This window comes from Nostoc sp. UHCC 0870, from assembly GCF_022063185.1.
Taxonomy (GTDB): Bacteria; Cyanobacteriota; Cyanobacteriia; order Cyanobacteriales; family Nostocaceae; genus Trichormus.
This window is the reverse complement of sequence record NZ_CP091913.1, coordinates 4724998-4751255: the sequence shown is the minus strand read 5'-3', so window position 1 is coordinate 4751255 and position 26258 is coordinate 4724998. Positions and strand designations below refer to the sequence as shown.

Sequence of the window (26258 nt, the reverse complement as noted above, 5' to 3'; positions counted from 1 at the left end):
AAAAGAATTGTGCGATCGCCTGGGATTAAACTATAAACTATCCTTAATCATCATCTGGCGGCGTTTGTCATTCAGAGTACGAAAATAATTGAGGACATTTTCTTCTGCACCAGCGACTTTAATCGCTTGAACTGAAGCAAATATTTCACCTAAAATCCCTGTCACTTTTTCAGTAGCTTGGCGGCTGGCTTTTCTATACTGTTTAATCCGAGTTTCTGCTTGGCGAACAATTACTATCATCCCTACTAAAGGCAGAAATACAAACATTGTCATCTGTAAATTGATATTTAATAAAATTACTAAACAAATAACAGCAAATATTCCTTGTCCTACAACTTGTGAGAATAATGCCACATTTTCTTCTATTTGTTCAGCATCATCACGAAAATAACTGATTATTTCACCCTGAGATATATTCGTTTCAGCCTCTTTATTAACTACCATTGGCTGTGCTGTGGGATTCTTGAAAAGGCTGTCTAGCAAATTATGTCGCAGTAATGACCGCATAGTAAAACGGTACTGCGTTTTGGTAATACGCCCAGCAAATAAAGCTGTAATTTGTCCTAAATTCAGTGCTAGGAATAACGCAATTAAAGCTAGAGGTGATAATGCAAATTTTGCCTCATTAGTCAAACTGTTGAAAAATTCTCGAATAATTAAGCCGGGGAGGGCTGGCAAACCCATAATTAAAATCCAGAAGCAGAAATCAATTGTGTATAATTTTGGCGTGTAGCGCATAAGTTGCCATAATAATTTCCAATGCTTGCGCTTTTTTGTTGATATCATAATAATTTTAAATTCGTAATTTTAGGAATGGTCTTAGGTTAATAAATCGGTTAAGCCCGTTTGTAATAACTGAGCAAAATGTGAGTGAGGATTTTTAATTAATTTTTCGCGTTGACCATATTCAATAACTCGACTTTGTTCTAAAATTAATATTTGATTGGCTCTTTCTACAGTTGCCAAACGGTGGGCAATGATTATTCCTGTACGTCCAGTTAATAATTTATCAACGGCTTTTTCAATCAGTTTCTCGGTCATGGGATCGAGGCGAGAGGAGGCTTCATCTAATATGACTAAACCAGGATCTTTGAGAAAGACGCGCGTAAAAGCAAGTAATTGCGCTTGTCCAGCAGATAAGCCGCTACTATCTGGCCCTAAGTTTGTATCTAAGCCTTGGGGTAATGAATGCAACCATGGCGATAAGCCTAATATTTCTAAGGTTTCATATATGCGTTCGTCGCTGATGTTCTGATGGAAAAAGGTGAGATTATTCCGCACTGTGGTTTGAAACAGTTGTACATCCTGGGTGACTAATCCGATTTTTTGAGGTAAATCTGTGAGAAGAGTCTGATTAATTGGCACACCTCCCAAGTGAATTGAGCCTGATTTTGGATCATATAATCTCAGTAATAACCGCGCTAGGGAAGATTTTCCGCTACCTGTCCGCCCTAATAAACCTAATAGTTGTCCCGCAGGTAAATTAAAGGATATGTCTTGCAGTACCAAATCCCCTGCTTCCGATTTCCGGTCATTGTAGCTAAAGGAAATGTTCTCAAAAGTTACAGAAAGTGCGCCTTGAGGAAGTCTTTGTTCGCCTCCTGCACTAAGTTGGGATTTGACTTGCAGTAAATCTTGAATGCGGTAAATACTGGCTTCTGCTTGTTGGAGGACTTCAAATTGGTTGCGAATTTGTTCTATCGGTTCGCTGAGTAAGTTGGTGTAGTAGTACAGTATATATACTGTGCCGATGGTGATAATATTTTGATTCCAAAGGTAAGCACCGACGCTTAAAGCGATCGCAGTTCCTAATGTAAAGATACCGTTGGTTGTACCCCAAAGAATAGTGCTAGCAAAACGGGCTTGATGATATACAGGTAGCCAGCCTTGCAAAATTTTATGGAAGCGTTGCATCACATAGCTTTTAGCACCATTGGCGCGGATGTCTTCCATCCCAACGAGTTGTTCACCTAGAAACCCAAAAAAATCGGCACTAATTTGGCGATAAGTTCTCCAATAGGGAACGGCTATGGAACGCAGACGTATTAAAGTAGATAAGGCTATTAAGGCAAAAAAGGCGATCGCTAAACCTGCACGCCAATCTTCGGCAAATAGCACTACAATTACACCTAACATCAACAGCAAATTGCCCAAGATGTAAATGCTGAAATTGGAAAAGAATTGCGAAAGAGTGTGAACATCTCCGTCTACTCTCTCTAGTAATTCACCGGGTGTAGTGTATTTATGAAAGGATAAATCTAGTTTCAAACAATGCTCAACCAAGTCAGATCGTAAGGCGTTGGTGGCTCTCCAAGCGACGTTTTCGCCGTAGTAGGTAGCAGTAATGGTGATGAGTTGAGTGATGACAGCTACAGCTATAAATAGTAAGGCGGCTAAAAGTAAGTTTCGCCCAGAACCACCAGCTACGGCTGTGTCTATGAAATAACGGAGAATTTGCGGGTTGACTAATTAGACATCTCCGAAAACAGTCAAAGCCTTTGTTTGGCTAGGCTGTAGCCACTAAATGCAATCATCTTAAATTAGCTATTCTGTACGATGAAATAAGACTTTGAGATATTTGCTGTTGATAATTAGGCAAAAATATCTAGTTATATGCGATAATTTTAACCTGATGATATAGCTGATATTTCTAATGGTAATATTAGCCCTCGAATCCGTAACCTTACTAGCCCACAAATCGTCAAAATTACTTGCTTATATTTGCGGGTATTTAACCTAAATCTCTCTTGGACAACTCGAAAGATTTTGACTGACCGTATTCGATGTTCAACAAAGATTCGTTTAGATGAAAATATTTTGTTCTGTTCTTTCTGTTCAGTTGTTAGTTCTTGATTTCTTGGTTTCTTAATTGGAGTTGTAATTAAATCTTCTCCAAGATATGCCTTATCTCCTTTAAATCTTTGTTTGGCATCAAACTCTGAACGATATTCTCGGAACAAAGTTATATCGCTTTTTGGACCAGGTTCACCTGCCACAACATCAACGATATCACTAGCATCAGGTAAAATAATCATTTGAGTTTTAAATGTATGATTACTCTTCTTACCTGAAAAATATTTCTTTTGTTCATCATTGTCTCTAGGTCTTTCTCTGACTTGTTCATAGCTATCTACTATTAATTCATATTCTGTGAGCATTTCTTTTACTACTTCATAGTCAGAAGCGTTTTTTTTTTACTTGTTCAAGCAAACTTGATGGCAGTAATTCTCGCAAGTTAGGCAACCAATAGTTAAACGTATCGTTGGCTGTAGACTCACTTACTTCAAACTGAATACCTAGAAGTTGAAAGGTTGTCAGATGTCGGAGATACACTAAAGTTAAAATGATTTGTTCAGAAATAGATAATTTTGGTTTCCGACCTCCTCCACCAGCAATAATTCTCACTTTCTTAGATTCCAGTAAAGCTTTTTTTTCATGATATAATCTTTCCCCATTTATGATTAATTGTTGTAACTGTTCATATTCCAGACCTATTAACCTTTGGGTTTGTTTAGGATTCTCTTCAATGTAATTCAGTATATTGCTCATGCTTCTGTGTCAAAATAACGCTTTAATGTTCTTTTATCACAGAATAATACTATTTTGGAGATGTCTACAGTGGCAGGCTAATTTTCCATCTGTTCGGTGCATTGGCAGAATTTGAACGCAATCTCATCCGTGAACGCACAACGGCGGGTCTTGTAGCAGCGCGTGCGCGTGGTCATAAGGGAGGTAGACCAAAAGCACTAGACCGAGCAAAACGCCAATTAGCAGTAAAGCTTTATACCGAAAGGCAACACACCATTGTTGAAATCTGTAGACTCATGGGGATTTCTAAACCAACTCTCTATAACTACATCGCTGAGATAAAAACATAACATGGCACACAAGGAAATCCCGGTAGAGGCACTCATCAACTTACGCCACCGCCTCGACGGATTACCAAGTCGTTGCCAAGAGCGTCGAATTCTCATTGAACAGACATCTGCTCTATACGGTGTGTCAACAGATACTCTGTATCGCGCTCTGCGTAACTTATCACGCCCCAAATCCATCAACCGCTCAGATAGTGGAACACCTCGAAAGCTATCACAGGCTGAAATGGAACTTTACTGTGAAATCATTGCGGCGATGAAAATCCGCACCAGTAATAAGAAAGGGCGACACCTCTCAACTGCACGGGCGATTGAACTACTGGAAGATTTTGGGATGGATACACCAAATGGCTTTATCCAACCGAGCAAGGGTACGTTAACTAGAAGTACCGTCAACTATTACTTGAAAGTATGGGGATATGACAATGAACGAATGACCCGGCAACCTCCGGCGGTGCGTTTTCAGGCAGAATACAGCAATGAATGTTGGCATTTCGACCTGAGTCAGTCTGATTTGAAACACGTAAAGCAGCCATTGTGGGTGGATGCGGGTAAAGGTAATCCCCTGCTGATGCTTTATAGCGAATGTCATGGACTGCCTAAGAATCAAGCTAGTCACGCATCTGCCCAATGGCAAGGATGGTCGTCGGGTGACAGCTCGTTCCAAGGGCAAAGTAGAAAGACCGTTTCGGACGGTAAAAGAAGCTTACGAAACTCTGTATCACTTTCACGAACCGGAAAACGAGGTAGAGGCTAACCTTTGGTTGCGCCAGTATCTGTTGCTTTACAACGATAAGCCACACCGAGAGTCCCCACATTCGCGCATAGAAGATTGGCTGCGAAATCTCCCCAAGTCAGGTTTACGCGCAATGTGCAGTTGGGAGCGATTCTGTAACTTTGCCCGCGAACCGCAACGTAGAAAGGTTGGTTCCGATGCCAGGGTATCAATTGAAGGCGTAGCTTATGAGGTAGAGCCAGACTTGGCTGGTGAAACTGTCGTCCTTTGGTGGGGTTTATTTGACAACGAGCTATATGTTGAGTTTAGCGATCGCCGCTACGGCCCATTTTACCCGGTTGATGGGCCAATTCCATTACATCGCTATCGCAAACACAAAAAAACTAAAACCGAAGAACGGGCAGACAGGATTGCGGATTTAGCAAAGAAACTGGGTTTGCCACGGACAGCATTGGACAAAAATGCCGATCTCCAATTTCTAGTGGACAAGTATAAAGAACTTGAGCCGACTGTCACACCTTTTAACGACCCAGACCCATTCCAAGAATTTACATATCCCAGCATAATATTCGCTAAATTGGCGATTTCAGATTATCTAGCGCAGCCGTTGGCCAAATTATCTCCTGAACAAATGGCATTTATTAATGCACTGCTAACTGAAACCCTCAACAAAAAAGTGATTATTGACCGGGTAAGGGAGTATTTCCAAAAGCCAAAAGGAGGGGAACAAAATGCTTACTGAGGTCATGGAACACTTTAGTTTGGTTAAGGAGTTTCCCAAAGCTGGGTACTACGAGACTGAACACCAAAAACAAATGTTCAAGGATATTAAAGTGGCAATTCATTCGGGGAAGTTGGTTGCCATTACAGGAATTATCGGGTGTGGTAAAACAACGACTTTACGACGTTTGTTTGACGTTTTGGAGAAAGAAGGTAAAATTACCGTCTCAAAATCGCTTTCTGTGGATAAAGACCGAGCGACACTACCCACTCTGATTGCTGCCTTATTCTATGATTTATCCACAGATAAGGAAATTAAAATTCCGAAAGACGGCGAAAAACGGGAACGGGAATTACGTGACCTGATTAGAAAAGGTAAAAAGCCTGTAGCACTGTTTGTGGATGAGGCTCATGACCTACATTACAGTACGCTGACGGGACTTAAACGTTTAATCGAGGTAGTTGAAGACGGTGGTGGCACACTTTCGGTAGTGCTGGCTGGTCATCCCAAACTGAAAAATGATTTGCGCCGTCCCACGATGGAGGAAATTGGGTATCGGGCGACGGTCTTCTCTTTGGAGGGGATTGTCGGTAATCAACGAGAATATATTGAATGGTTGGTATCTGAATGTACTACGGATGATACTTCTATCAGTGACATACTAGAGGCCTCTGCTATTGAATTACTTGCTGCGCGGTTGAGAACTCCACTACAAATCGAACAACATTTGACACTAGCTTTAGAGGCTGCGTACCGAGTTGCAGTCAAGCCTGTTACTACGGTGATTATTGAGTCGGTGCTATCGAAGCTTCTTGATGATTTGGAACCAACTCTCACTCGGCATGGCTATAACGTGAGGGATTTGGCTGAACAGTTCAATGCCAAACCGGCTGAAATTAAGTTGTTGTTTCGTGGTCAACTTGACCCAATGCGTGCGCGGGAGTTGCAGGAGCAAATGTTGGCGGCGGGATTGCCACTTTGAACTAATTGAAAGCGCAATTTCCAGCAGGTTCATTTATAGTTGCAAATAATCCTGGCTCAAACCGATGATTGCAGGTTGGTTGCAGATAATCCTGGCTCAGTTGCAAATAATCCTGGCTGAAGCGTAATTATAGTTGCATTTAATCCTGGTTTGTAAATGTCATGATTGCAGGTTTGAGCGATTAGCATTGCAGGTCGCTACACTTAACAACTCTACCCTTTTGGGGTTTAAGATAATCTACAAGTAAATTCCAGTATTGCCGTAGTCCAATTTTCATATTTTCCGCTTAATTATGCCTATTTAATGCGAATATATTTTGATATAGTAATTTATCTATGTAGCTTTATTGAGTGCGTGAAAACTGATTCAATTCTCTATCGACTGTTCAAAACATTTCCTGGCGTTTTCTTTGAATTGCTCGGTCAATCGCCAGTGGAAGCGGAAGCCTATGAATTTTTATCAGTAGAAGTCAAGTCGCTTCTCTACGAGACGCTACGCGAACGCTCCAATTCAAAATTCAAAATTCAAAATCCAAAATTAAAGACAATTAGTGGGAGCTTGAACTCACCCCTAATTGTTCGCGTAGCGTCCCGTAGGGAAGACCGCCAAATCATTCGCGCAGCGTCTCGTAGAGAAGATTGTGGCTCTTTCTTGTACCCACAATTAATTAATTCAAAATTATTTCCATTCTTCCTAACAGAATTTTGAATTTTGCATTTTGAATTCAAAAAAGGTCAACGAGTGCAAGTAATTTACCTAGATGAGTTGAGAGACTTAACTAATCAATCAATTGGGTTAGGAACTCTTACGTTGGTAGTTGAACCACCAGAACAGGCGAGTGTAAAAGCTCGGAATTTAATTGAGAGGAGTAGACAAGTTCCTGATGAACAAGTCAGGAGAAAATTAGTAGAATTAATAGAGACAATCATTGTTTATAAGTTTCCTCACAAGAGTCAAGCGGAGATTCAGGCAATGTTAGGATTAGGCGATTTGAAACAAACCAAGGTTTACCAAGAAGGTAAACTTGAAGGTAAACTCGAAGCAGTACCTCGGTTATTGAAATTGGGGTTAACTTTGGAACAGGTAGCAGAAGCACTAGAATTAGACATTGCAGAAGTTAGAAAAGCTGCGCGATAAGTGATTACATCTTGCAACAGGCGGCTGAAAGTCACTGCTACACAGGCATGACGTATACCTTCTGACCTCTGGGAAGGCCGCCTACGCGGGTTAAAAATCTTGATTTTCTGTTAGTCCGCGCAGGCGGACTTAGTTTGTATAGCCGCGATTTCTAATCGCCAGGGCTGTAATCCAATTTTGATCATGCCAATTTCACTAGACTACTAACTTGATACTGCTTGACTTCCTCTAAAGTTGGGTTTGCTCCTGATTTCCAGGCTGTCATGACTGAACCTTTTACCTCCACCCTGGCTTGATATGCACTGCTAATATTTCCATCGGCTGTGGTGAAATCAATGCGAACATCAGCCCATTCTTGATTAATTTCATCACTGGCTAAAACTTGACCGGCTTTGTGATATTCCAGCCACCTCCAACCTGCAAGCATCCAAATTTCTCGTTCGGCAATTTGTTCAAAGAAGGATAAACCACCCCAACCTCGATAGTATGGATAAAGTTCTTTGACTGAAGCATTACGCCGGACTAATAAATCTAAAATTTCTGGTTTTAAATGACCCCAATATTGTCCTTGGGGTAAGTCAACTAAGGTAGGTGCAAACTCGTGTCCACCAAAATGACTACATCGCCAAAAACGCAAGTTATTATTATTTGCACCAGCGTATTCAGAACGTAATTTTTGATAAATTGGATAACCAAATCTACTACAAGCTGCATCTACATTGCCGTGGTTGCAAACAAATAATTCTCGAATATGGTTTGTTTGTTGGCGATATTGTGCAAAGTTTGGTAGTTCTTCGGGATTTTTGAGTAAAGCTAATGCCAAAGAACCCAGTAAAGCATGAGGTACAATAAACTCATGTTTCTCAAATTGAGCAAAAAATTTTGCTGGGCGGCGATAGTAGAATACACGAGTATAACCTGGATGGGAATACTCTCGGTCTGGTGCGATCGCTAGTGGTCGAATTGACCCACCATTTCCCCAAATAAATTGTAACGGGTCTAATACATCCTGTGGTATGGAGTCAGGGTTTATCCAAATGTTATCCGGCCAAGGTTGTGCAGCTTCAATAATGAAGTATTGTTCGGCGTTGTTTGCTGAACCAATGGGGTCTTCACCGTTAGCTTGGGAAATCTCGGAACAAAAACGACAATTATTTTGAGTCTTTTGGGTTGACATATTCATGATTACTTCACTAAATATTTAAACAAGTCATCAAGAATGAGATTGGCGGCGATGTAACTTCCACCGTGCCAATAATCATCACCTACCTCATAGACTTTGCCTAACTTAACTGCATTTAATTGAAGCCACAAAGGATGGTTAAGAATGTATTGATATTTATCTGCTTGTGGATGCCGTTGCAGAAACATCACATCCCCATCTGCATATTTAATACTCTCCATCGACATATCAATTCCCTCTTTTTGAATGGGAGAACGAGGTAAGCCTACATCCTGAATGATCATGCTAGATATACCTTGTCCTTCTCCCCGCAGGCGAATCCTATCTGCGTAAATTCTGACGAGTGAAACCTCTGTGGTGTTCAGAGAATCGCCTAATCTCTGTTGTAACTTTTTTACCCGTTGCTGATAATTATTGATGACAATATCTGCCTCAGATGATTTACCCAATGCTTCAGCGAAGTATTTAAAACATTCCTGCCAACGAACAATTTTACCATTCCACCATTCACAGGTAACTGTCGGTGCAATTTGCGATAGCTGATTATATAAACTTCCTTTTTGTGTGAAATTAGAAACAGAAAGAATTACGTCTGGCTTGAGCGTTAAAATCTTTTCTAAATTCGGTTTTCCAGACTCACCAACCATCGCCACTTCTTGCACTTTTTTCCGCAAGTAAGCAGGTATATTTCCAGCAGATACATCTCCAAAGAAGACAGAAGTACCTACAGGTTTGAGACCTAAAGTTAATGCAATCTCTAAGCTTGGTTCATCTAGCACTACTATCCGTTGTGGGTCATTAGGAACACAGGTTTCACCCATGAGATGTTTGACTATTCTGCACTGTGAAGGCAATAACTCATTAGAGCTAGTTAAGTTTTGTGAGACATTATTAACACAAGCAGAAAACAGCACAATTGCCAGAAGTGTTAACCCAAATAACCTAAGCCCACGACGAATTTTATACATTTTGAAATCTTGATTTAGTTCTACTCGAAGTGCAGGACAATCTAAAATTCCACTGACAGCGTTCCTCTGACTGTGAACGGCGCACCAGGATGAATGCGATCCCGACGCTGGCCAGTAGCTTCGATGTAATCTACATTGAAAAGGTTGTTAATGTTAATACCAGCCCGCCAGTTATTTCGTCGATAGAATATACTGGCATCAGTACGCACATAACTAGGCACTTGAAAAGAGTTATTCAAATCACCTTGGCGTTCACCAACATAGAATAAACCCAAGCCAAATCCTAAGCCTTGAAAATCACCTGTTTGAATTTCATAAGTTGACCACAAACTGGCGGAGTTAAACGGCACACCATCCAGCAAATTACCCGGTTGTAGGTTGTTATCCCTGGTTACTCTGGCATCGGTGTAAGCGTAAGAAGCAATAATATTCCATCCCGGAAGAACTTGTCCTGTGACATCCAACTCAATACCCCGGCTTCTTTGCTCTCCTGATGGAATGGCAAATCTTGGATTATCAGGATCAGTGATAGCAAGATTACTCCTAGTGATTTCATAGGCAGCCAAATTTGTAATCAATCTACTGTTGAGAAATTCACCTCTAACACCCACTTCATACTGTGTACCGCGCACGGGTTCAAGCAACGAACCATCTACACGAGTTCTAATGTTAGGTTGAAAGGATCTACTGAAACTAGCGTATAGAGAAATTGGCTCAATCGGTTGATAGACAATGCCAGCTCGTGGACTAAAGGCTTGGGATTCCCGTTCACTGGTGAGAGTAGTTTGATTAATGTTATCAAAGCGTCCTCCCACTAATAGCTTGAAGTTTTCAGCCAGCGTAATTTGATCCTGCAAAAATATACCGAAAGAATTTGTTTCAGTCCGGTTAGGAAAGTTAAATGGGAACTGATCTCTCGGAGGTAGGGGTGCTATTCCATAAACAGGGTTAAATATATTAATACTAGGAGCCGCAGCAAATAGAACTGCACCTTCTCTTGTGTCCCAAGACAAATCAACACCAAATAAAAGTTTATGCTCGACTGATCCAGTAGCAAACTTTCCGATTAGCTCGGTTTGCAATGCAAAGGTTCTCGCTTCACTATCACTAATGATAAAATCTCTAGACAGTTCACCAGTTTCCTGATTTAGTCTTGAAGGATCAGCGTTAGCTAAAGTAAAGTCCTCATAAGAAAATCGAAACCGATTGCGGAGTGTCCAGTTATCGTTGAAACTATGCTCCAAGCGATATCCTGCTAACAAATTTGTTCTTTCACTAGAGTCATCTGGTTCACCCAAAATTCGATCAAAGGGAATATTGGCAACGCCTGTACCAATTGCAATTAATCCCCGATCAAATGGGCGCTGATCATTTAAGTACTCAAATTCAAATGTTACGTCAGTGCGATCGCTAATCTTCCAAGTAACTACAGGTGAAATGAAAAATCTTTCCACTTCTGTGTCGAAGTTCCGAAAGTTTCCGCCTCTCTCATAAGCTGTATTCAAGCGATAGAGTAATGTCCCCTCTGGGTTTAAAGGTCCTGATAAATCAAGGGTTGGCCGCACTAAACCAAAACTTCCAGCTTGCAACCCAACAGCATAAAAAGGCTCTGAAAGCGGTTGTTTGGTAACGTAGTTAATAATACCACCAGGATCTAAATTACCATAGAGTAGGGAAGCTGGTCCTTTGAGGACTTCTATTCGTTCCAAATTTGCCGTTTCCACCAGAGGAGTGAAAGTGTCTCTGAAACCATCGCGGAGATTCCCTCCAAATTGTTGAAATCCACGAATATTAAATACCTCAGATATGCCACCAACTGTATTTCCCCGTTGCACGCCACTGACATTACGCAATGCTTCCGAGGCGCGAATCACTTGTCTATCCTCTAATACTTGTCGGGGAACGACTTGAATTGATTGGGGAATGTCCCGTAGGGGTGTGTCCGTTCTTGTCGCAGTTGTGGCATTGGGTACACTATATCCATCTTGCTCACCCGTTACCACCAATTCAATCGGCTGGTCTGGAGTTGATGGTTGTTCTGTTTGAGTTTCACCTTCTGGTTCTGCTGGTAATTGTGGAGTCTGTGCAGAAGTTACAACTGGTGTCAAGCCAAAAATCAGACCTTCATCAGTGTCAAATAACTCCGCCGTAGGTAATCCCCCCTGTCCTATGACTGTGACGCGGATAGTATTAGCATCCAAGTTTGTTACTGTTATCTCAGTAATTCCCTCAATTGGTTTTTCGGAACGGAATATGAACCCTTCGCCACTGGGTAAACGCAATTGAGCATTGGGAATATCCGCAATAAAGTTATTATCAGCACTGCGATTGGTGATTTGTAAGTCTTCTCCTTGAGTTGTCTGTAAAATCAACTCCACCCCTTTATCTGTGGGAGTGGCTTTTACTGCTGTCACTTCCACCAGTGTGGGGGAATTAGGTACTTGAGACAGCAATTCAGCTTTAGTTGCAAGACGTTCACCTAGTTTTTTTTGCGTCATATCTTGCGAAACGCCTGATTTGGTCTGAACCACCTCAGCAGACGCAGACTGCACAATCAATGTCGATACAATACCTGTTAAGCAAAGACTATACAAAATTTGTTGATTCACCGTACTCACCCTCAAACCACAGTTACATCACATTAACTAGTAGATTAAAATTAGGTTTTTAACCTGCTAGTTAGGAATGCTTTTCAATTATTGTGAAAGTATTTTGATGGTTATGCGGGTACTGCGTCTATCCATAGAGGGAGTTTTTTTTTGGACTTTGGACAATTATTTATCCATAGACGGACTATTTTTGTCGGTAAGCACTGGGATTTACCTCGAATTTCTTTCTAAAGGCAGCAGCAAAGTGACTCAGGTGAGAATAGCCCACAGCATGGGCAACTTGGGCAACAGTTAATTTTTGTTCTGCCAACATTTGTTTAGCTTGTTCCATGCGATGATTATGCAGGTAGCCAAAAACTGTAGTTCCAAATATCTGACGAAAACCTTGCTTCAGTTTTTGTTGATTAATAGCAACTTGTTGCCCCAGTTCTAGCAATGTTGGCGGATGATGTAAGTTAGTAATGAGAATATCTTTGGCATAGTAAATACGTTCTATATCGTCTGGAGAAAGATTAACTGTAGATTGGCTAACTTGTCGATACTCTAGTTCCTGCGCCAGCCACAATGCCACAAGTTCCAGTGCTTTGCTTTGGAGATAAATTTTTCGGACAAAATCTCGGTAGGGACAGTTAAGAATTTGGTATAACACCGACTGCATTACAGATGTAGTAGTTCGCAGTTCATAGTAGGGTGCATTTTTAGCCCCGAAAAGCGGAAGTTGCTGGTGTGGAGATAAGTATTGTAAGTGTTGCTGAATCAAAGTTACCCAAATTTCTGGCGTGAGGTTAATATCAACTTTCAGGTGTCGTTGATTACCCGCCCACTCTGTTTTACCTCCGCGACCAACATCCGATAAGCGCAAGAAGTTTTGACCACCTTGCATCACCTCACCTGTATACAATTTACGGTTTCCCGATAGACGAAAACCTATTTCAGGACTTTTTTCCTCGACTTCTGGGTCCTCCAAGATAATATGCTTGAAGAATTGATTATTTTGAATATCTATAGAAATACCATCCTGTAGGAATATGCGCTGCCAATATCCTTTACCAATAGACTTTGAATATTTCAAAACAGTGTCATTTTCAGATGAATGATCTAAATTACCGTTACTAGGTGCTTCTTCAAACATTTCATCTATATTTTTGATTAATAAGATACCAGCCATCTCTAGTTGCACATTTTGAAAAGTAATATTTCTAACCTATATTAGCAGGAATTAGAGAATATTTCTCAATAAGGATATGATAAAAGAGTGAATTAGAGGTTGCAGAATTTAGTAGGACTTACGCATCTGGCACATTAGTAAGGTGCGTCAGATATCAATAATCTGTTTATTTGCAGGATTTATGCAGTCTGACGTGGTTGGTGAACTTGCCGAACCACACCCTACAACAGATTTTTAGTGCGATCGCCCTAGGGTTTAGCGGAGCGATCAAAAACGGCAATTATTTTGAGTTTTGTTGGTTGACATATTAATGATTACTTCACTAAATATTTAAACAAGTCATCCAAAACGAGATTAGCAGCAATATAACCGCTTCCACCCCAGTAACTATTTTCGACTTTATATACTTTTCCAGCCTGTACAGCGTTCAGTTGCTTCCATAGAGGATGTTTGATTCTAGAAATTGTGTGTCGGGTGGGTAATATAACTCGTTTTTCAATATCCACCCAGTTTCTTGCTGCAAAAATGAACAACTTTGTCCTTTAAACAAACAAAGGCGATCTCCTCCACTGTATGACTGAAACCTCTAGGTGTTCCTGGGACGCTATCTCTAGGAATTTATTGCTAATGATGCTGTCAGATTCGTGGGGCAATTATGATAGATTAAAGTAGCAAAATAAAGATTAAACATAAGTTGTGGCTGCTAAAGATCGCTTTCATCAAGTTGTTAAAACATCTCTGATTAAGGATGGGTGGAATGTTACTCACGATCCATTACAGATTAAGGTAGGTGGTGTGGATATGGAAATTGACTTGGGGGCAGAACGGTTGCTGGCAGCAGAACGCGGAGATGAAAAAATAGCGGTTGAGGTCAAAAGCTTTCTCAGTAGTGCATCCGCAATTTCCGAATTCCATACGGCACTAGGTCAATTTATTAACTACCGAGCCGCATTACGTCGTGAAGATCCAAATCGCGTCCTCTATTTAGCTGTGCCGATTTTAGTATATAACAGCTTCTTTCAACTTGATTTTCCAGCCTCAATGCTACTAGAAAATTCCGTAAAACTGTTGGTATATGATATTCAATTAGTGCAGATTACAGAGTGGAAAACATGACGGAAAAACTAATTATTTATCAGCAAATTGTGCAGGACTTACTAATGGAATATTCTCAAAATAAGCCTGCATACGGTGACATTGAAGTGGAAACTGTGTTTGATACACAACGACATCATTACCAAATTATACATCTGGGTTGGCAGCATAACCGTTGGATTCATCAATGTGTAATGCACCTTGATATCAGAAATGAAAAAATTTGGATTTTCTACAATTCAACTGAACATGATATTGCAGCAGATTTAGTCAGTCTGGGTGTACCAAAGCAAGATATTGTGCTGGGTTTTCATCCTCCTTTCATGCGTGAATTGAGTGATTATGGTGTGGGGTGAAAAATGAACAACGTCATCCTTTAAACAAAAAAAGGCGATCGCCTCCACTGTATGATTGAACCTCTGGGTGTTCCTGGAACGCGATCGCTATAGAAGATTTATATTTAAATTAGGAAACTTCTTTTGGCAGATGCAACGCTGACAGAAATTCGCAAAAATTCAATTTTCAAGCATGGATAATCAAGCTGATGCTGATCCGCACTGCCACACTAAATATTTAAACAAGTCATCCAAAACGAGATTAGCAGCAATATAACCGCTTCCACCCCAGTAACTATTTTCAACTTTATATACTTTTCCAGCCTGTACAGCCTTCAGTTGTTTCCATAGAGGATGATTAAGAACTTGCTGATAAAGTTGTGCTTCGGGATCTCGTGCCGTTAAAAAAATGATATCGCCATCAGCATCCCCAATACTTTCAAGGGAGATATCTATTCCCTCTTCCTGGGAAGGTGGGCGAGGCAAGCCGATGTCTTCGATAATGGTGCTACTCAGGCTAACAATCTTGGTTTTCCCATATAGGCGGATTCTATCGGGATAAATTTCGATAATTGAGATTAGAGTATTTGGGAGGCGATCGCCCATTTGCTTCTGTAATTCTGCAATCCGTTGATTGTAAGCATTGACAATTTTTTCAGCTTCAGATGTTTTACCAAAGGCTTCAGCAAACAATTGGAAACATTCTTTCCAGCGAATACTCTTACCATCCCACCATTTTCCAATCACAGTAGGAGCAATTTGTGATAGCCGACCATACAATTCCTGCTGTTCTCCATAATCATCTGTAGCCAAGATTAAATCTGGCTTGATGGTGAGAATTTTCTCTAAACTTAGTTGTCGTGAATCCAGACCAACACTGGCGGTACTTTCAAATCTTTTTCTCAAGTAATCGCTCTGTTGTGCGTAATTAGTTGTACCTGTGGGCTTAAAGCCTAGTATTAAAGCAGCCTCCAGAGTGGATTCACTCGCAGCAATAATTCGCTGTGGGTTATTAGGAACGCAGGTTTCACCCATAATGTGTTTGACTATTCTGCACTGTGAAGGCAATAACTCAGCAGAGTTAGTTAACTTTTGTGAGACATTATTAGCACAAGCAGAAAACAGCACAATTGCCAAAAGCGTTAACCCAAAGAACCCAAGCCCACGACGAATTTTATACATTTTTAAAAGTTGATTTAGTTCTTGAAAACTCTAAAACTCCACCGACAACGTTCCTCTCACCGTCAGAGGCGCACCAGGATCAATGCGATTCCTGCGCTGTCCGGTAGCTTCGACATAATCTACATTGAAAAGGTTATTAACATTAATGCCAACTTTCCAGTTATCTCGCCGATAAAACACACTGGCATCAGTACGCACATAACTAGGTACTTGAAAAGAGTTATTTAAATCGCCTTGGCGTTCACCAACATAAAACAAACCCAAGCCAAACCCTAAGCCTTGCAAATCACCTGTTTGAATCTCATAGGTTGACCACAAACTGGCTGAGTTAAACGGCACACCATCAATTAAATTACCAGGCTGTAGATTGTCATCTTTAGTAACTCTGGCATCGGTGTAAGCGTAGGAAGCAATCATATTCCATCCCGGAAGAATTTGTCCTGTGACATCCAACTCAATACCCCGGCTTCTTTGCTCTCCAAGAGGAATAGAGAAATCTGGATTATCTGGATCGGTGACACCAAGATTACTTTTGATGATTTCATAAGCAGCTAGGTTTGTAATCAACCTACTATTGAAAAACTCACCTCTAATGCCAATTTCATACTGCGTACCACGCACTGGTTCAAGCAGTGAACCATCTACACGAGTTCCAGAGTTAGGTTCAAATGATCTACTAAAACTGGTATATAGGGAAATTGGCTGAATAGGTTGATAAACAATGCCTACTCGTGGAGTAAAGGCTTGGTCTTCTTGTTCATCAGAAGGAGAGCTTTGGTTAATAATATCAAAGCGTCCACCTACCAGTAGTTTTAAGTTTTCAGTCAGCGTAACTTGATCTTGGAGAAAAAATCCCAGAGAATTTGTTTCACTCACGCGAGAAAAGCTATCTGGAAACTGAACTCTAGCAGGTCGGGTTTCAACTCGATAAACAGGATTAAAGATGTTAATACTGGGAGCATCAGCAAAGGTACCAAATAAATTAGATGCTTGCCAGGATTGATCAACGCCAAATACCAGGGTGTGCTTGACTGCTCCAGTAGAAAAATTTCCGACGATATCAGTTTGTAACGCATAGGTTTTATCGTCAGCCTCAACAGTAACAAATTCTCTAGAGAGTTCTCCAGTCTCCTCATTCAGTCTGCCAAAGTCAGTGATCAAAGAGGTCTCGTCAAGAGAAGAGAATCGAAACCGATTGCGAATTTTCCAGTTGTCGTTGAAACGATGCTCCAAGCGATATCCTGCTGAAAAATCCGTCTTTTCGTTAAAATCATCTGGTTCACCCAAAATTCGGTCAAAGGGAATATTGGCAATGCCTGTACCAAAAGCAATTACGCCCCGATCAAATGGGTGCTTATTGTTTAAGTAATCCAATTCAAATGTTAGATCAGTGCGATCGCTAATCTTCCAGGTAACTACAGGCGAGATAAAAAATCTTTCAATCTCCTGGTCAAAATCCCGAAAGTTTCCTCCTTTTTCATAAGCGGTATTCAAGCGATAGAGTAATGTACCCTCTGGGTTTAAAGGTCCTGAGAAATCAAGGGTTGGTCGCACTAAACCGAAACTTCCAACCTGCAACCCAACAGCATAAAAAGGCTCTGAGAGGGGTTGCTTTGTAACGAAGTTAATCACACCACCAGGGTCTAAATTACCATAGAGTACAGAAGCCGGTCCTTTGAGAACTTCTATCCGTTCTAAATTTGCCGTTTCTATAACAGAGAAACCGTCTCTAAATCCATCGCGGAGATTCCCTCCAAATTGTTGAAAACCGCGAATATTAAATACCTGAGATCCACCACCAGCAGTATTTCCTCGTTGGACACCACTGACATTACGCAGTGCCTCAGATGCTCGAATTGCCTGTTGATCCTCTAACACTTGTCTGGGAACTACTTGAATTGATTGCGGAATATCACGCAGGGGTGTGTCCGTCCTCGTCGCAGTTGTGGCATTGGGTACACTGTATCTATCTTGCTGACCCGTTACTACCAATTCAATCGGCTGGTCTGGAGTTGATGGTTGTTCTGTTTGAGTTTCAGTTTCTGGTTCTGCTGGTAATTGTGGAGTCTGGGCAGAAGTTACAACTGGTGTCAAGCCAAAAATCAAACCTTCATCAGTGTCAAATAACTCCGCCGTAGGTAATCCCCCCTCTCCTATGACTGTGACGCGGATAGTATTAGCATCTAAGTTTGTTACTGTTATCTCAGTAATCCCCTCTGTTGGTTTTTCCGAACGGAATATGAAACCATCGCTATTGGGTAAACGCAATTGAGCATTAGGAATATCTGCGATAAAGTTATTATCAGCACTACGATTGGTGATTTGTAACTCTTCTCCTTGAGTTGTCTGTAAAATCAACTCCACCCCTTTATCTGTGGGAGTAGCTTTTACTGCTGTCACTTCCACCAGTGTGGGGGAATTAGGTACTTGAGAAAGTAATTCAGCTTGATTAACAAGACGTTCACGTAATTCTCTGTGCGTAATATTTTGCGAAACGCCTGATTTTGTCTGAACTACCTCAGCAGACGCAGACTGCACAATCAATGTCGATACAATACCTGTTAAGCACAGACTATACAAAATTTTTTGATTCACCGTACTCACCCTCAAACCACAGTTACACCACATTAAAAAGCAGATTAAAACTAGCTTTTCACCTGCTAGTTAGGAATACTTTTCAATTATTCTGAAAGTATTTTGATGGTTCTGTGGCTACTATGTCTATCCATAGAGGGATTTTATTTATCCATAGACGGACTATTTTTACTTTCCGTAAGCACTGGGATTTACCCCTATTTTTTTTCTGAATGCAGCCGCAAAGTGACTCAGGTGAGAATAGCCTACAGCATGGGCAACTTGGGCAACAGTCAATTTTTTTTCTGCCAACATTTGTTTAGCTTGTTCCATGCGATGATCATGCAGGTAGCCAAAAACTGTAGTCCCAAATATCTGCCGAAAACCCCGCTTCAGTTTTCGCTCATTTACCGCAACTCGACGTGATAGTTCTAGCAATGTTGGCGGATGAAGCAAATTAGTAATCAGAATATCTCTGGCATAGTAAATACGTTCTATATCATCAGGGGAAAGTTTGACTGTAGATTGGTTAATCTGACGATAATCTAGTTCTTGTGACAGCCACAATGCTACCAGTTCCAGTGCTTTACTTTGTAGATAAACCTCTCGGATAAAATCTCGGTAGGGACAATTGAGAATTTGGTATAACACCGACTGCATTACAGGTGTAGTGGTTCGCAGTTCGTAATAAGGTGCATTTTTAACCCCGAAAAGAGGAAGTTGCTGGTGTGGAGATAAGTATTGTGATTGTTGATTAATCAGCATTGCCCACATTTCCGGCGTGAGGTTGATATCAACTTTCAGGTGTCTTTGATTACCTGCCCACTCTGTTATACCTCCGTGACCGACATCCGATAAGCACAAGAAGTTTTGACCACCTTGCATCACCTCACCTGTATACAATTTACGGTTTCCTGACAAACGAAAACCTATTTCCGGCAATCCCTCACCTTCTGGTTCTTCCCAGATAATATGGTTGAAGAATTGACTATTTTCAATATCTATAGAAATACCATCCGGTAGGAACGTGCGCTGCCAGTAACCCTTACCAATAGACTCAGAATAGTTCAAAACAATGTCATTTTCAGTTTGATGAGGCTGATTACCGTTAATAGCTGTCTCTTCAAACATTTCATCCATATTTTTTATTGATTAAGATCCCAGCCATCTCTAGTTACACGCTCTTAAAGGTGATATTTACAACTAGGTTAACAGCTATTAGATAATTTTCTCAAGAGGGATGTCATGAGATCACTACCCGTCTTTTTAGTTGTCATAGCACAAGTTCCTTTTTTCCTTGCTGCTAGCTGATGCTATGCGGCGTAACTCTCAAGCACGGTACGCATAGAGTCTGTTTGGTTTAGCCTCTCGTAGCGATCGCCTGTGGTAATGTAGCTCATAGTCCGCTCCTGCTCGAATTGTTTAAACTCTTGCCAAAATTCTGCTTCCAAGCCTTTTGGTAAAATCATAACCCAATCAATAAATCGGTAGAGGTTACGAATATCCCTTTCCTGCGAACCTAATTCATACAATCGGCGAATTAAACTAAATTTCCAAGTTTTACGTTCTCCTAACTTTTTAGCTGTTTGCTGTGTCTTCAAATGCGCCATTACCACTGTTGCAAAGGGATTATCGCTGGTTTCTAATTCTTGCCATCGGCTTTGATAATCTAAAAGCTTGACAATGCCAAATTCAAAGTTAAGTCTGCTATCAGGGTAGCTATAACTATATTGGTTTGGTCGCCATGTCGAATCAGCATCTTTTCATCATGCCAATTTCACTAAATTACGGACACGATACTGCTTGACTTCCTCTAAAGTAGGATTTTCTCCTGATTTCCAGGCTGTCATAACTGAGCCTTTGTCCTCCACCCTGGCTTGATATGCACTGCTAATATTTCCATCGTTTGTGGTGTAATCAATGCGAACATCCGCCCATTCTTGATTAATTTCATCACTTGCTAAAACTTGACCAGCTTTGTGATATTCCAGCCACCTCCAACCTTCAAGCATCCAAATTTCTCGTTCGGTAATTTGTTCAAAGAAAGATAAACCACCCCATCCCCGATAGTAGGGATAAAGTTCTTCGACAGAACCCTTACGCCACACTAATACATCTAAAATTTCCGGCTTTACGTGACCCCAGTAATGTCCTATTGGTAAATCAACTAGGGTAGGTGCAAACTGATGTCCGCCAAAATGACTGCATCGCCAAACGCGCAGGTTTACATTAGTTGCAGCATATTCAGCACGCAATTTTTTGTAAATGGGATAACCAAATCTGCTACAGGCAGCGTCAACATTACCATGTGTACAGACAAGTAGTTCTCTAATATGTGTAGTGTTTTGCTGATATGGTTCAAAATCTGGTAAATTTGCTGGTTCTTTAATTAAAGCCAGGGCTAAATCACCAATTTCAGCATCAGGTACGAGAAATGCTTGTTTCTCATACTCAGCAAATAACCCGGCTGGGCGACGATAGTGAAATACGTGTTTATAACCTGGAATAGAATACTCTTTATCTGGTGCGATCGCCAGCTGTCGAACTGTTCCCCCACCTTCCCAAACAAAGTTTAAAGCGTCTAATACTCCCTGTGGCATGGGATCAGGTTCAATCCAAATTGGAATCGGCCAAGGTTGTGCAGCTTCAATAATTAAATATTGTTCCACAGCGATCGCTGATCCAATAGGGTCTTCACCGTTAGCTTGAGAAATTTCTGAACAAAAACGGCAATGATTTTGAGTCTTGTTAATTCGCATATTTAAACTCACTCCAGTAAATAGTGGAACAAATCATCAAGAATCTTGTTGACTCCTAAAGGGCCACCAGCAAACCAATCACCTTGATTTACTACATATACTTGTTTATTTGTGACTGCTCGTAAATGCTGCCACAGAGGATTTTTTAAATAAGATGAGATGCTATCATTGAATTCATTGATGATGAACAAAACATCTGCATCATATTTTTTTAAATCTTCTATACTTAATTGTAAATAAGGTTCTTTTTGATTTCTTTGAATTGATGTGCGTTTCACCCCTACATCATCAATAACTTGGTTAAATACAGCATCACCATTAAATGACTTGATATTTTGTCCAGTAAATACAATCACCGATACTTCAATTTTTTCTAGTAATTCTCCTAGGCGATATTGCAAATTTTCAACTCTTTCTTGGTAGTCATGTAAAACTTTATCGGCTTGTTCCTCCTCACCTAATATTTGGGCAATGTAGCAAAAATTAGCTTTAAAAGAGGTAAAATTACCCCATTCAACTAATACTGTAGGAGCAAAATTGCTAAGTTGCTTGTAAATATTTTTTTGATATTCACGCCCTAGTATTAAGTCAGGTTTGAGCATGAGTATTTTCTCAAGAGAAGGCTGAAATGCACTACCAACTTGTTGAATATTCCTCACTTGCTGTTCATTTATGCCACGAAATAAAACTCCTTGTTCGGGAACATAAGTCGCTATACCAATTGGTTTTACACCCAGAGCCAAAACAGGATCGAGGATAGTCGAATCATGTAAAGTGATTATCCGTTGGGGTTTAATGGGAATTTTTGTTTCTCCCCCAGCGTGTTTAACTAATCGTGTAACTACTGGTTGAGAAATGGATAAACTACTATCAAGTTGTCTAGGTTTATCCTCAGAAATATGCTGACAAGCCCAAAGCAAAATGATAGAAACCAAACCCAATAAGCATAGAGTAATATAACCTCTAATTTTAATTTTTCCCTCCGTAAAAAAGTGATAAATTCCCAATCCCCACTCCCCAGTTTCTAATCACCAAGTAATGCGGTAATTAACACTAAGACTGCGACCTCTTTCTAAGTTATTCAACAGTTCATCCAGTCCGCCACCTGCTTGAGAAAATACAGAGGAGTATTTGTTATTTAATATGTTTTGAATACCTACCTCTAAATTGCCTGCACCAATTTGAAAGCTGCTGATGTAATCAACTACGAGATAATCCCTAATAGTAACAAAATCACTGCCAGCTTCAAAACCGCGATCGCGATTACCGACATAGAGTAATTGCAACCGATTCCGCCAGCCTGGAGTAGTTTGATTTTCAACATAAGCTGTTAACTTCAATGGCTGAACTTCTAATGTCCGCAAAGCTCTAAAATCACCATCTTCATTTTGATCATCTTCCCCTTCTGTCCAAGTCAAACTACTACCAAGTTTCCAATTCCTTGATGCTTCCCAGTCTAAAGTTGCTTCAATCCCATAGTTTCTTTGCGGAGCGCGAATATATTGAATCGTACCGTCTGGTTGACCCCTGGAAGATAGACCAAGAGCAGAATAATTAAAAAATCCGGCTAGAGTTGCTTGGAAATTATTCCAATTCCCACGGACACCAATTTCGTAATTATCTATTTTTTGCGGCTGGAGAAAACGGACATCTCTGTCAATGGTGAATCCGGGGGGTAAGAAGTTGAGGACGCGGAAAAGTTGTGGTACTGAATAACCTTGAGCAAAGTTAGCAAAAACACTAACTGTAGGCGTAATTTTATAGACGCTGCCCACATTAAACACCGTGTCACTGAAATCTAGTTCGCCGCCTGCAACACTGGGGCCAACATAGGGATCAAAGTTGTTGTCTAATAACGGTGTGAATTCGTCCACACTAAAGTTAAAGCGTTCGTGACGCACACCACCACTGAGAATTAATTGCTCACTTACGTCCCATTGCGCTTGGGCAAACAATCCTAAGCTACTCAAATCAAAGGCAGGGTAATAAACTTGTTCGCCAATTTTACGCAGAATCCGACGGTTATTATTACTAGCATCAAAAGCGACGGGATCAAATATCTCTTGGCGGGTATCCCCTTCTTGTTGTTTCTCGTAATCAGCTCCCCATAATAAAGATACAGATGTAGATAGGGGTGTTTGAATCTGTAACCTTCCCCCAAAAGCTTCTTCTTCAGAACGGAAGCGATTGATGGCATCTGCAAATCGACCCCGGTCATCTCTGCCTACTCCTAACTCTTCGGAACTGCGATAATAGGCTTGGGCTTGCAGTTTGCTAGCAAAAACTGCCTCATTAGTATAGTTGAGGTTAACAGATGTACTGGTAATTCGAGGTGCATCCGTGCCTTCGTAAACCTGATTTTGTTTTAAGGCACGGGTTGTTTGCAATCCAGGGATTGTACGCGTAATCGGATCAGCGATGAATTTAATTTTACGGGAATTATTGCCATGATTGACAGTAAATTGTAGACGTTGTTGTTCTCCAACATCAATTCCTATCTTGCCCAATATACTTGTAGAGACAGTATCATCTGATGTGGCGTTGTTACTGGGAATCCGCGAACCATCAGCATCAAAGAAACTACCTACACTATTACGTGAGAGGGAAAATACATAATCAAAAATCCCATCTTTACCGGAAAATCCATATTGTAGATAATTGCCGAAGCTGTTTTCGCCCAAGAACGCATCACCAGCCGCCGCCGCACTGATACCAACTTGAGCAGTAGAAGTAAATCCTTCAGCTGGCTTTCTCGTAATAATATTGATGACACCACCAGATGCACCTTGACCAAAGACGGCTGTAGGGCCACGTACCACTTCCACCCGTTCAATCGCATCTGGGGAAATGTACTCTAACTGAGTATTCACAAAGGAATTACCTTGCTGTGGTACACCGTCAATCAAAATTGATACCGGACGACCCCGTAAAGTTTGAGCATTACCAGCGCGGTTAAGTGAGTTTGGCGGCCCCAAACCTGGAACTATCCGCCCTAAGATATCTCCTAAATCATTGGTGATGGTTGATTGTTTCTCAATTTCTTCACGGGTAATAACTGTCACACTACGCGGCACGTTGGTGATTGCTTCCTCTGTCCGTGTCGCTGTCACTATCAGTTCAATCGGCTCATCCACTTCCGCAGATGGTTGTTCTGTTTGTGGCTGTTGCGTTTCTGGTTGCGGAGGTTGTGGAACAGATGATGCAGCAACTTCTACACCTAAAATTAAACCCTCGTCGCCGTCAAACAACTCTACGTTTGGTAATGTTGTTTCACCTGTAACTGTCACCCTGATAGTATTGGTATCTAAATTGCTGACAACAACATCAGTAATGCCACTAGCAGGATTTTCTTGGCGAAATTCCTGACTTAATTGAGCATTGGGGATTTCCACTATATAGACATTCCCCTCAGTCTTATTTACAGGTTGTAGCTTTTCTCCTTGATTTGTTTCTAAAATTATCTCCAGCCCTTTGTCCGTTGTTTGTAACTTGACATTGGTAATCTGAATTTGTGCTTGGGACAGCGATTGTTTAAGACTGGTGACAGGTTTTTCGATTTCATGTCCTTTATCTTCTGCCCGCCCAGGTAGATTAATTAACACCAAGGCTAATATCGTCATCAAAACAAGTCTTTGCAGTTGACTAGCCATAACTTCACACAACCGAATGCAAAAATTGAGAAATTTTCTAAATAAATGGTCTTGTAAACTGCAAAAATTGACTCCAATACTTGCTTAATTAAGACAGTATGGAAAGTATCTTCAGTGCAGCATTTAGTAATTACTATCAAGAAGCTTACAGGAAAGTCTGAAGGTGTGAAGTTTCGACTTGATGGCTAGACGGAATTTCTTGATGACTAGGCGGAATTTTTCATTGGTTGTTGATGGGTTCGCAAATACACACTAGGATTAACCCCATACTGTTTACGAAATGCAGCTGCAAAGTAACTGCGGTCTGCAAAACCAACTGCACGAGCTACTTCTCCTATGCTCATTTCACCTATTGCTAACAGTTGTCCGGCTTTCTCTAATCTCTGGTGATGTAAATAGCCAAAAGCCGTTGTATTAAACACTTGACGGAAACCTCGTTTGAGCGTGCAGTCATTCAAACCCACCATTCTCGCTAGTTCGATTAAGGAAGGAGGATTGTCTATATTCTGTAACAAAATATCTTTTGCACAGTGAATACGTTCTATGTCATCTGGTTTGAGGTGATAGGCATTTATTTGAGATTGTCCTAGTGCTAACTCTTCTGAAATTAGCAAGGCCATTAACTCTAAAGCTTTACTTTCCAAATATATACGCTTAGTAACACCCTGGTAAGGACATTGTAAAATTTGTTGCAAAGCCATCGTCATCACAGACGTGGTGTTACCGGAACGCACATAATATTTGTTTTCTGGTTTTTCAACTAAATGGGCAAGTTGTGCCGATTTTTGCTCAGTGCGAAGGTCTAGACATGAGCAAAAAAACTCCGGTTCGATATGGAGATTAATGGACAGAGTTCTCTGACTTGCTAACCATTCATAAGATTCTTTTGGTGCAACACCGCTACCACAAATAGCGTACTGTCCAGCCAAAGCAGAGCTAGATTGATTTTTGTGACCACCAGATAGATAAAAGGTAAACTCTACACCGTGTTGGCGTTCTGGAGATTTGAGAATCAGATAATCATGGAGTTGATAGTCAGCAATTGTTAACTCCAAGCCTTCCCGCAAGTGAATATATCGGAGATTTCCTTGACCTAACTCCTGTGGATATGGGCAAATCGTCTCAAACTCATCTGCACACTGGTTTTGGATTTCTTCAGTTTCTGAAAAAAGTTCCCAGAAAGCTTGTTGCGAAATCGTGATTGGCATTATCTCTATCTGGTGTGTGGAAAATTAAGATACAAATACTATTTACTATTGATTATATACTGTTGAGAAATAATTT

At 40.8% G+C, this 26258-nt stretch carries 23 protein-coding genes and 2 pseudogenes; 7 read left to right on the top strand and 18 right to left on the bottom strand.

Annotated elements, in window-relative coordinates; translation table 11 throughout:
• Nucleotides 1-30 precede the first annotated feature (30 nt).
• From L6494_RS20030 to L6494_RS20015, 4 genes are all read right to left on the bottom strand, one after another.
• Nucleotides 31-786, bottom strand: a complete 756-nt coding sequence (locus L6494_RS20030; protein WP_330911030.1) for an ABC transporter transmembrane domain-containing protein — start codon at nucleotides 784-786, stop codon at nucleotides 31-33.
• A gap of 33 nt (nucleotides 787-819) precedes the next feature.
• Nucleotides 820-2439: an ABC transporter ATP-binding protein gene (locus L6494_RS20025; RefSeq protein ID WP_237996165.1), complete on the bottom strand. Its 1620-nt coding sequence runs from the start codon at nucleotides 2437-2439 to the stop codon at nucleotides 820-822.
• Nucleotides 2440-2624: 185 nt separating this feature from the next.
• Nucleotides 2625-3158, bottom strand: coding sequence for an HARBI1 family protein (locus tag L6494_RS20020; protein ID WP_237989127.1), 534 nt, complete (start codon nucleotides 3156-3158; stop codon nucleotides 2625-2627).
• A gap of 19 nt (nucleotides 3159-3177) precedes the next feature.
• Nucleotides 3178-3549 (bottom strand): helix-turn-helix domain-containing protein, encoded by a 372-nt coding sequence (locus L6494_RS20015; RefSeq protein WP_237989128.1) that lies wholly within the window; start codon nucleotides 3547-3549, stop codon nucleotides 3178-3180.
• A gap of 101 nt (nucleotides 3550-3650) precedes the next feature.
• Here L6494_RS20015 and L6494_RS20010 point away from each other — a divergent pair, with 101 nt between their 5' ends.
• The 3 genes and pseudogenes from L6494_RS20010 to L6494_RS20000 all read left to right on the top strand — a co-directional run bounded on the left by L6494_RS20010 (nucleotide 3651) and on the right by L6494_RS20000 (nucleotide 6314).
• On the top strand, nucleotides 3651-3878 hold the full coding sequence (locus L6494_RS20010) for a helix-turn-helix domain-containing protein (RefSeq protein WP_330911029.1): 228 nt from the start codon (nucleotides 3651-3653) through the stop codon (nucleotides 3876-3878).
• A gap of 16 nt (nucleotides 3879-3894) precedes the next feature.
• Nucleotides 3895-5353 (top strand): annotated as a pseudogene (locus L6494_RS20005) (IS481 family transposase).
• Complete coding sequence (locus tag L6494_RS20000) at nucleotides 5343-6314, top strand: ExeA family protein (RefSeq protein WP_237989512.1); 972 nt, start codon at nucleotides 5343-5345, stop codon at nucleotides 6312-6314. The pseudogene L6494_RS20005 and the gene L6494_RS20000 overlap by 11 nt, the downstream one beginning before the upstream one ends.
• Nucleotides 6315-6370: 56 nt before the next feature.
• Here the strand turns inward: L6494_RS20000 and L6494_RS30885 are convergent, their stop codons facing one another.
• The gene (locus tag L6494_RS30885; RefSeq protein WP_269139265.1) at nucleotides 6371-6502 is read right to left on the bottom strand and encodes a hypothetical protein; all 132 of its coding nucleotides are present in this window, start codon (nucleotides 6500-6502) and stop codon (nucleotides 6371-6373) included.
• A gap of 115 nt (nucleotides 6503-6617) precedes the next feature.
• Between L6494_RS30885 and L6494_RS19995 the strand changes: the two genes are divergently transcribed.
• Together L6494_RS19995 and L6494_RS19990 are read left to right on the top strand one after the other, a co-directional pair.
• The gene (locus tag L6494_RS19995; RefSeq protein ID WP_237989509.1) at nucleotides 6618-7022 is read left to right on the top strand and encodes an Rpn family recombination-promoting nuclease/putative transposase; all 405 of its coding nucleotides are present in this window, start codon (nucleotides 6618-6620) and stop codon (nucleotides 7020-7022) included.
• A 33-nt stretch (nucleotides 7023-7055) separates the two neighbouring features.
• A complete protein-coding gene (locus L6494_RS19990; RefSeq protein ID WP_237989507.1) occupies nucleotides 7056-7451 on the top strand; it encodes an Rpn family recombination-promoting nuclease/putative transposase in 396 nt (131 codons plus the stop codon).
• Between the two features lie 181 nt (nucleotides 7452-7632).
• On the opposite strand, the gene L6494_RS19985 is transcribed toward L6494_RS19990, so the two are convergent.
• From L6494_RS19985 to L6494_RS19965, 5 genes are all read right to left on the bottom strand, one after another.
• Nucleotides 7633-8628, bottom strand: a complete 996-nt coding sequence (locus tag L6494_RS19985) for a sucrase ferredoxin (RefSeq protein WP_237989505.1) — start codon at nucleotides 8626-8628, stop codon at nucleotides 7633-7635.
• 8 nt (nucleotides 8629-8636) lie between these two features.
• Nucleotides 8637-9602: an ABC transporter substrate-binding protein gene (locus L6494_RS19980; protein ID WP_237989504.1), complete on the bottom strand. Its 966-nt coding sequence runs from the start codon at nucleotides 9600-9602 to the stop codon at nucleotides 8637-8639.
• Nucleotides 9603-9643: 41 nt separating this feature from the next.
• A complete protein-coding gene (locus L6494_RS19975) occupies nucleotides 9644-12211 on the bottom strand; it encodes a TonB-dependent receptor (protein ID WP_237989503.1) in 2568 nt (855 codons plus the stop codon).
• 184 nt (nucleotides 12212-12395) lie between these two features.
• Nucleotides 12396-13379 (bottom strand): AraC family transcriptional regulator, encoded by a 984-nt coding sequence (locus tag L6494_RS19970; protein WP_237989502.1) that lies wholly within the window; start codon nucleotides 13377-13379, stop codon nucleotides 12396-12398.
• A gap of 314 nt (nucleotides 13380-13693) precedes the next feature.
• Complete coding sequence (locus L6494_RS19965; protein WP_237989501.1) at nucleotides 13694-13885, bottom strand: hypothetical protein; 192 nt, start codon at nucleotides 13883-13885, stop codon at nucleotides 13694-13696.
• A gap of 190 nt (nucleotides 13886-14075) precedes the next feature.
• On the opposite strand from L6494_RS19965, the gene L6494_RS19960 reads away from it, so the two are divergent.
• Together L6494_RS19960 and L6494_RS19955 are read left to right on the top strand one after the other, a co-directional pair.
• Nucleotides 14076-14495, top strand: a complete 420-nt coding sequence (locus L6494_RS19960) for a XisH family protein (protein ID WP_237989499.1) — start codon at nucleotides 14076-14078, stop codon at nucleotides 14493-14495.
• Nucleotides 14492-14830 carry a XisI protein gene (locus tag L6494_RS19955; protein WP_237989498.1) on the top strand — a complete coding sequence of 113 codons (339 nt, stop codon included), beginning with the start codon at nucleotides 14492-14494 and terminating at the stop codon, nucleotides 14828-14830. The genes L6494_RS19960 and L6494_RS19955 overlap by 4 nt, the downstream gene beginning before the upstream one ends.
• Nucleotides 14831-15010: 180 nt before the next feature.
• Here the strand turns inward: L6494_RS19955 and L6494_RS19950 are convergent, their stop codons facing one another.
• The 8 genes and pseudogenes from L6494_RS19950 to L6494_RS19915 form a co-directional block, all read right to left on the bottom strand.
• Nucleotides 15011-15991: an iron-siderophore ABC transporter substrate-binding protein gene (locus tag L6494_RS19950; protein WP_237989497.1), complete on the bottom strand. Its 981-nt coding sequence runs from the start codon at nucleotides 15989-15991 to the stop codon at nucleotides 15011-15013.
• 30 nt (nucleotides 15992-16021) lie between these two features.
• Nucleotides 16022-18586, bottom strand: a complete 2565-nt coding sequence (locus L6494_RS19945; protein ID WP_237989495.1) for a TonB-dependent receptor — start codon at nucleotides 18584-18586, stop codon at nucleotides 16022-16024.
• A gap of 168 nt (nucleotides 18587-18754) precedes the next feature.
• The gene (locus L6494_RS19940) at nucleotides 18755-19705 is read right to left on the bottom strand and encodes an AraC family transcriptional regulator (RefSeq protein WP_237989493.1); all 951 of its coding nucleotides are present in this window, start codon (nucleotides 19703-19705) and stop codon (nucleotides 18755-18757) included.
• A 224-nt stretch (nucleotides 19706-19929) separates the two neighbouring features.
• Nucleotides 19930-20325 (bottom strand): annotated as a pseudogene (locus L6494_RS19935) (hypothetical protein); the annotation flags it as partial.
• A gap of 6 nt (nucleotides 20326-20331) precedes the next feature.
• A complete protein-coding gene (locus L6494_RS19930; RefSeq protein WP_237989492.1) occupies nucleotides 20332-21324 on the bottom strand; it encodes a sucrase ferredoxin in 993 nt (330 codons plus the stop codon).
• 8 nt (nucleotides 21325-21332) lie between these two features.
• Nucleotides 21333-22259, bottom strand: a complete 927-nt coding sequence (locus tag L6494_RS19925; RefSeq protein ID WP_237989491.1) for an iron-siderophore ABC transporter substrate-binding protein — start codon at nucleotides 22257-22259, stop codon at nucleotides 21333-21335.
• Between the two features lie 93 nt (nucleotides 22260-22352).
• A complete protein-coding gene (locus L6494_RS19920) occupies nucleotides 22353-24974 on the bottom strand; it encodes a TonB-dependent receptor domain-containing protein (protein ID WP_237989490.1) in 2622 nt (873 codons plus the stop codon).
• Nucleotides 24975-25180: 206 nt separating this feature from the next.
• On the bottom strand, nucleotides 25181-26182 hold the full coding sequence (locus tag L6494_RS19915) for a helix-turn-helix transcriptional regulator (RefSeq protein ID WP_237989489.1): 1002 nt from the start codon (nucleotides 26180-26182) through the stop codon (nucleotides 25181-25183).
• Between the last annotated feature and the right edge of the window lie 76 nt (nucleotides 26183-26258).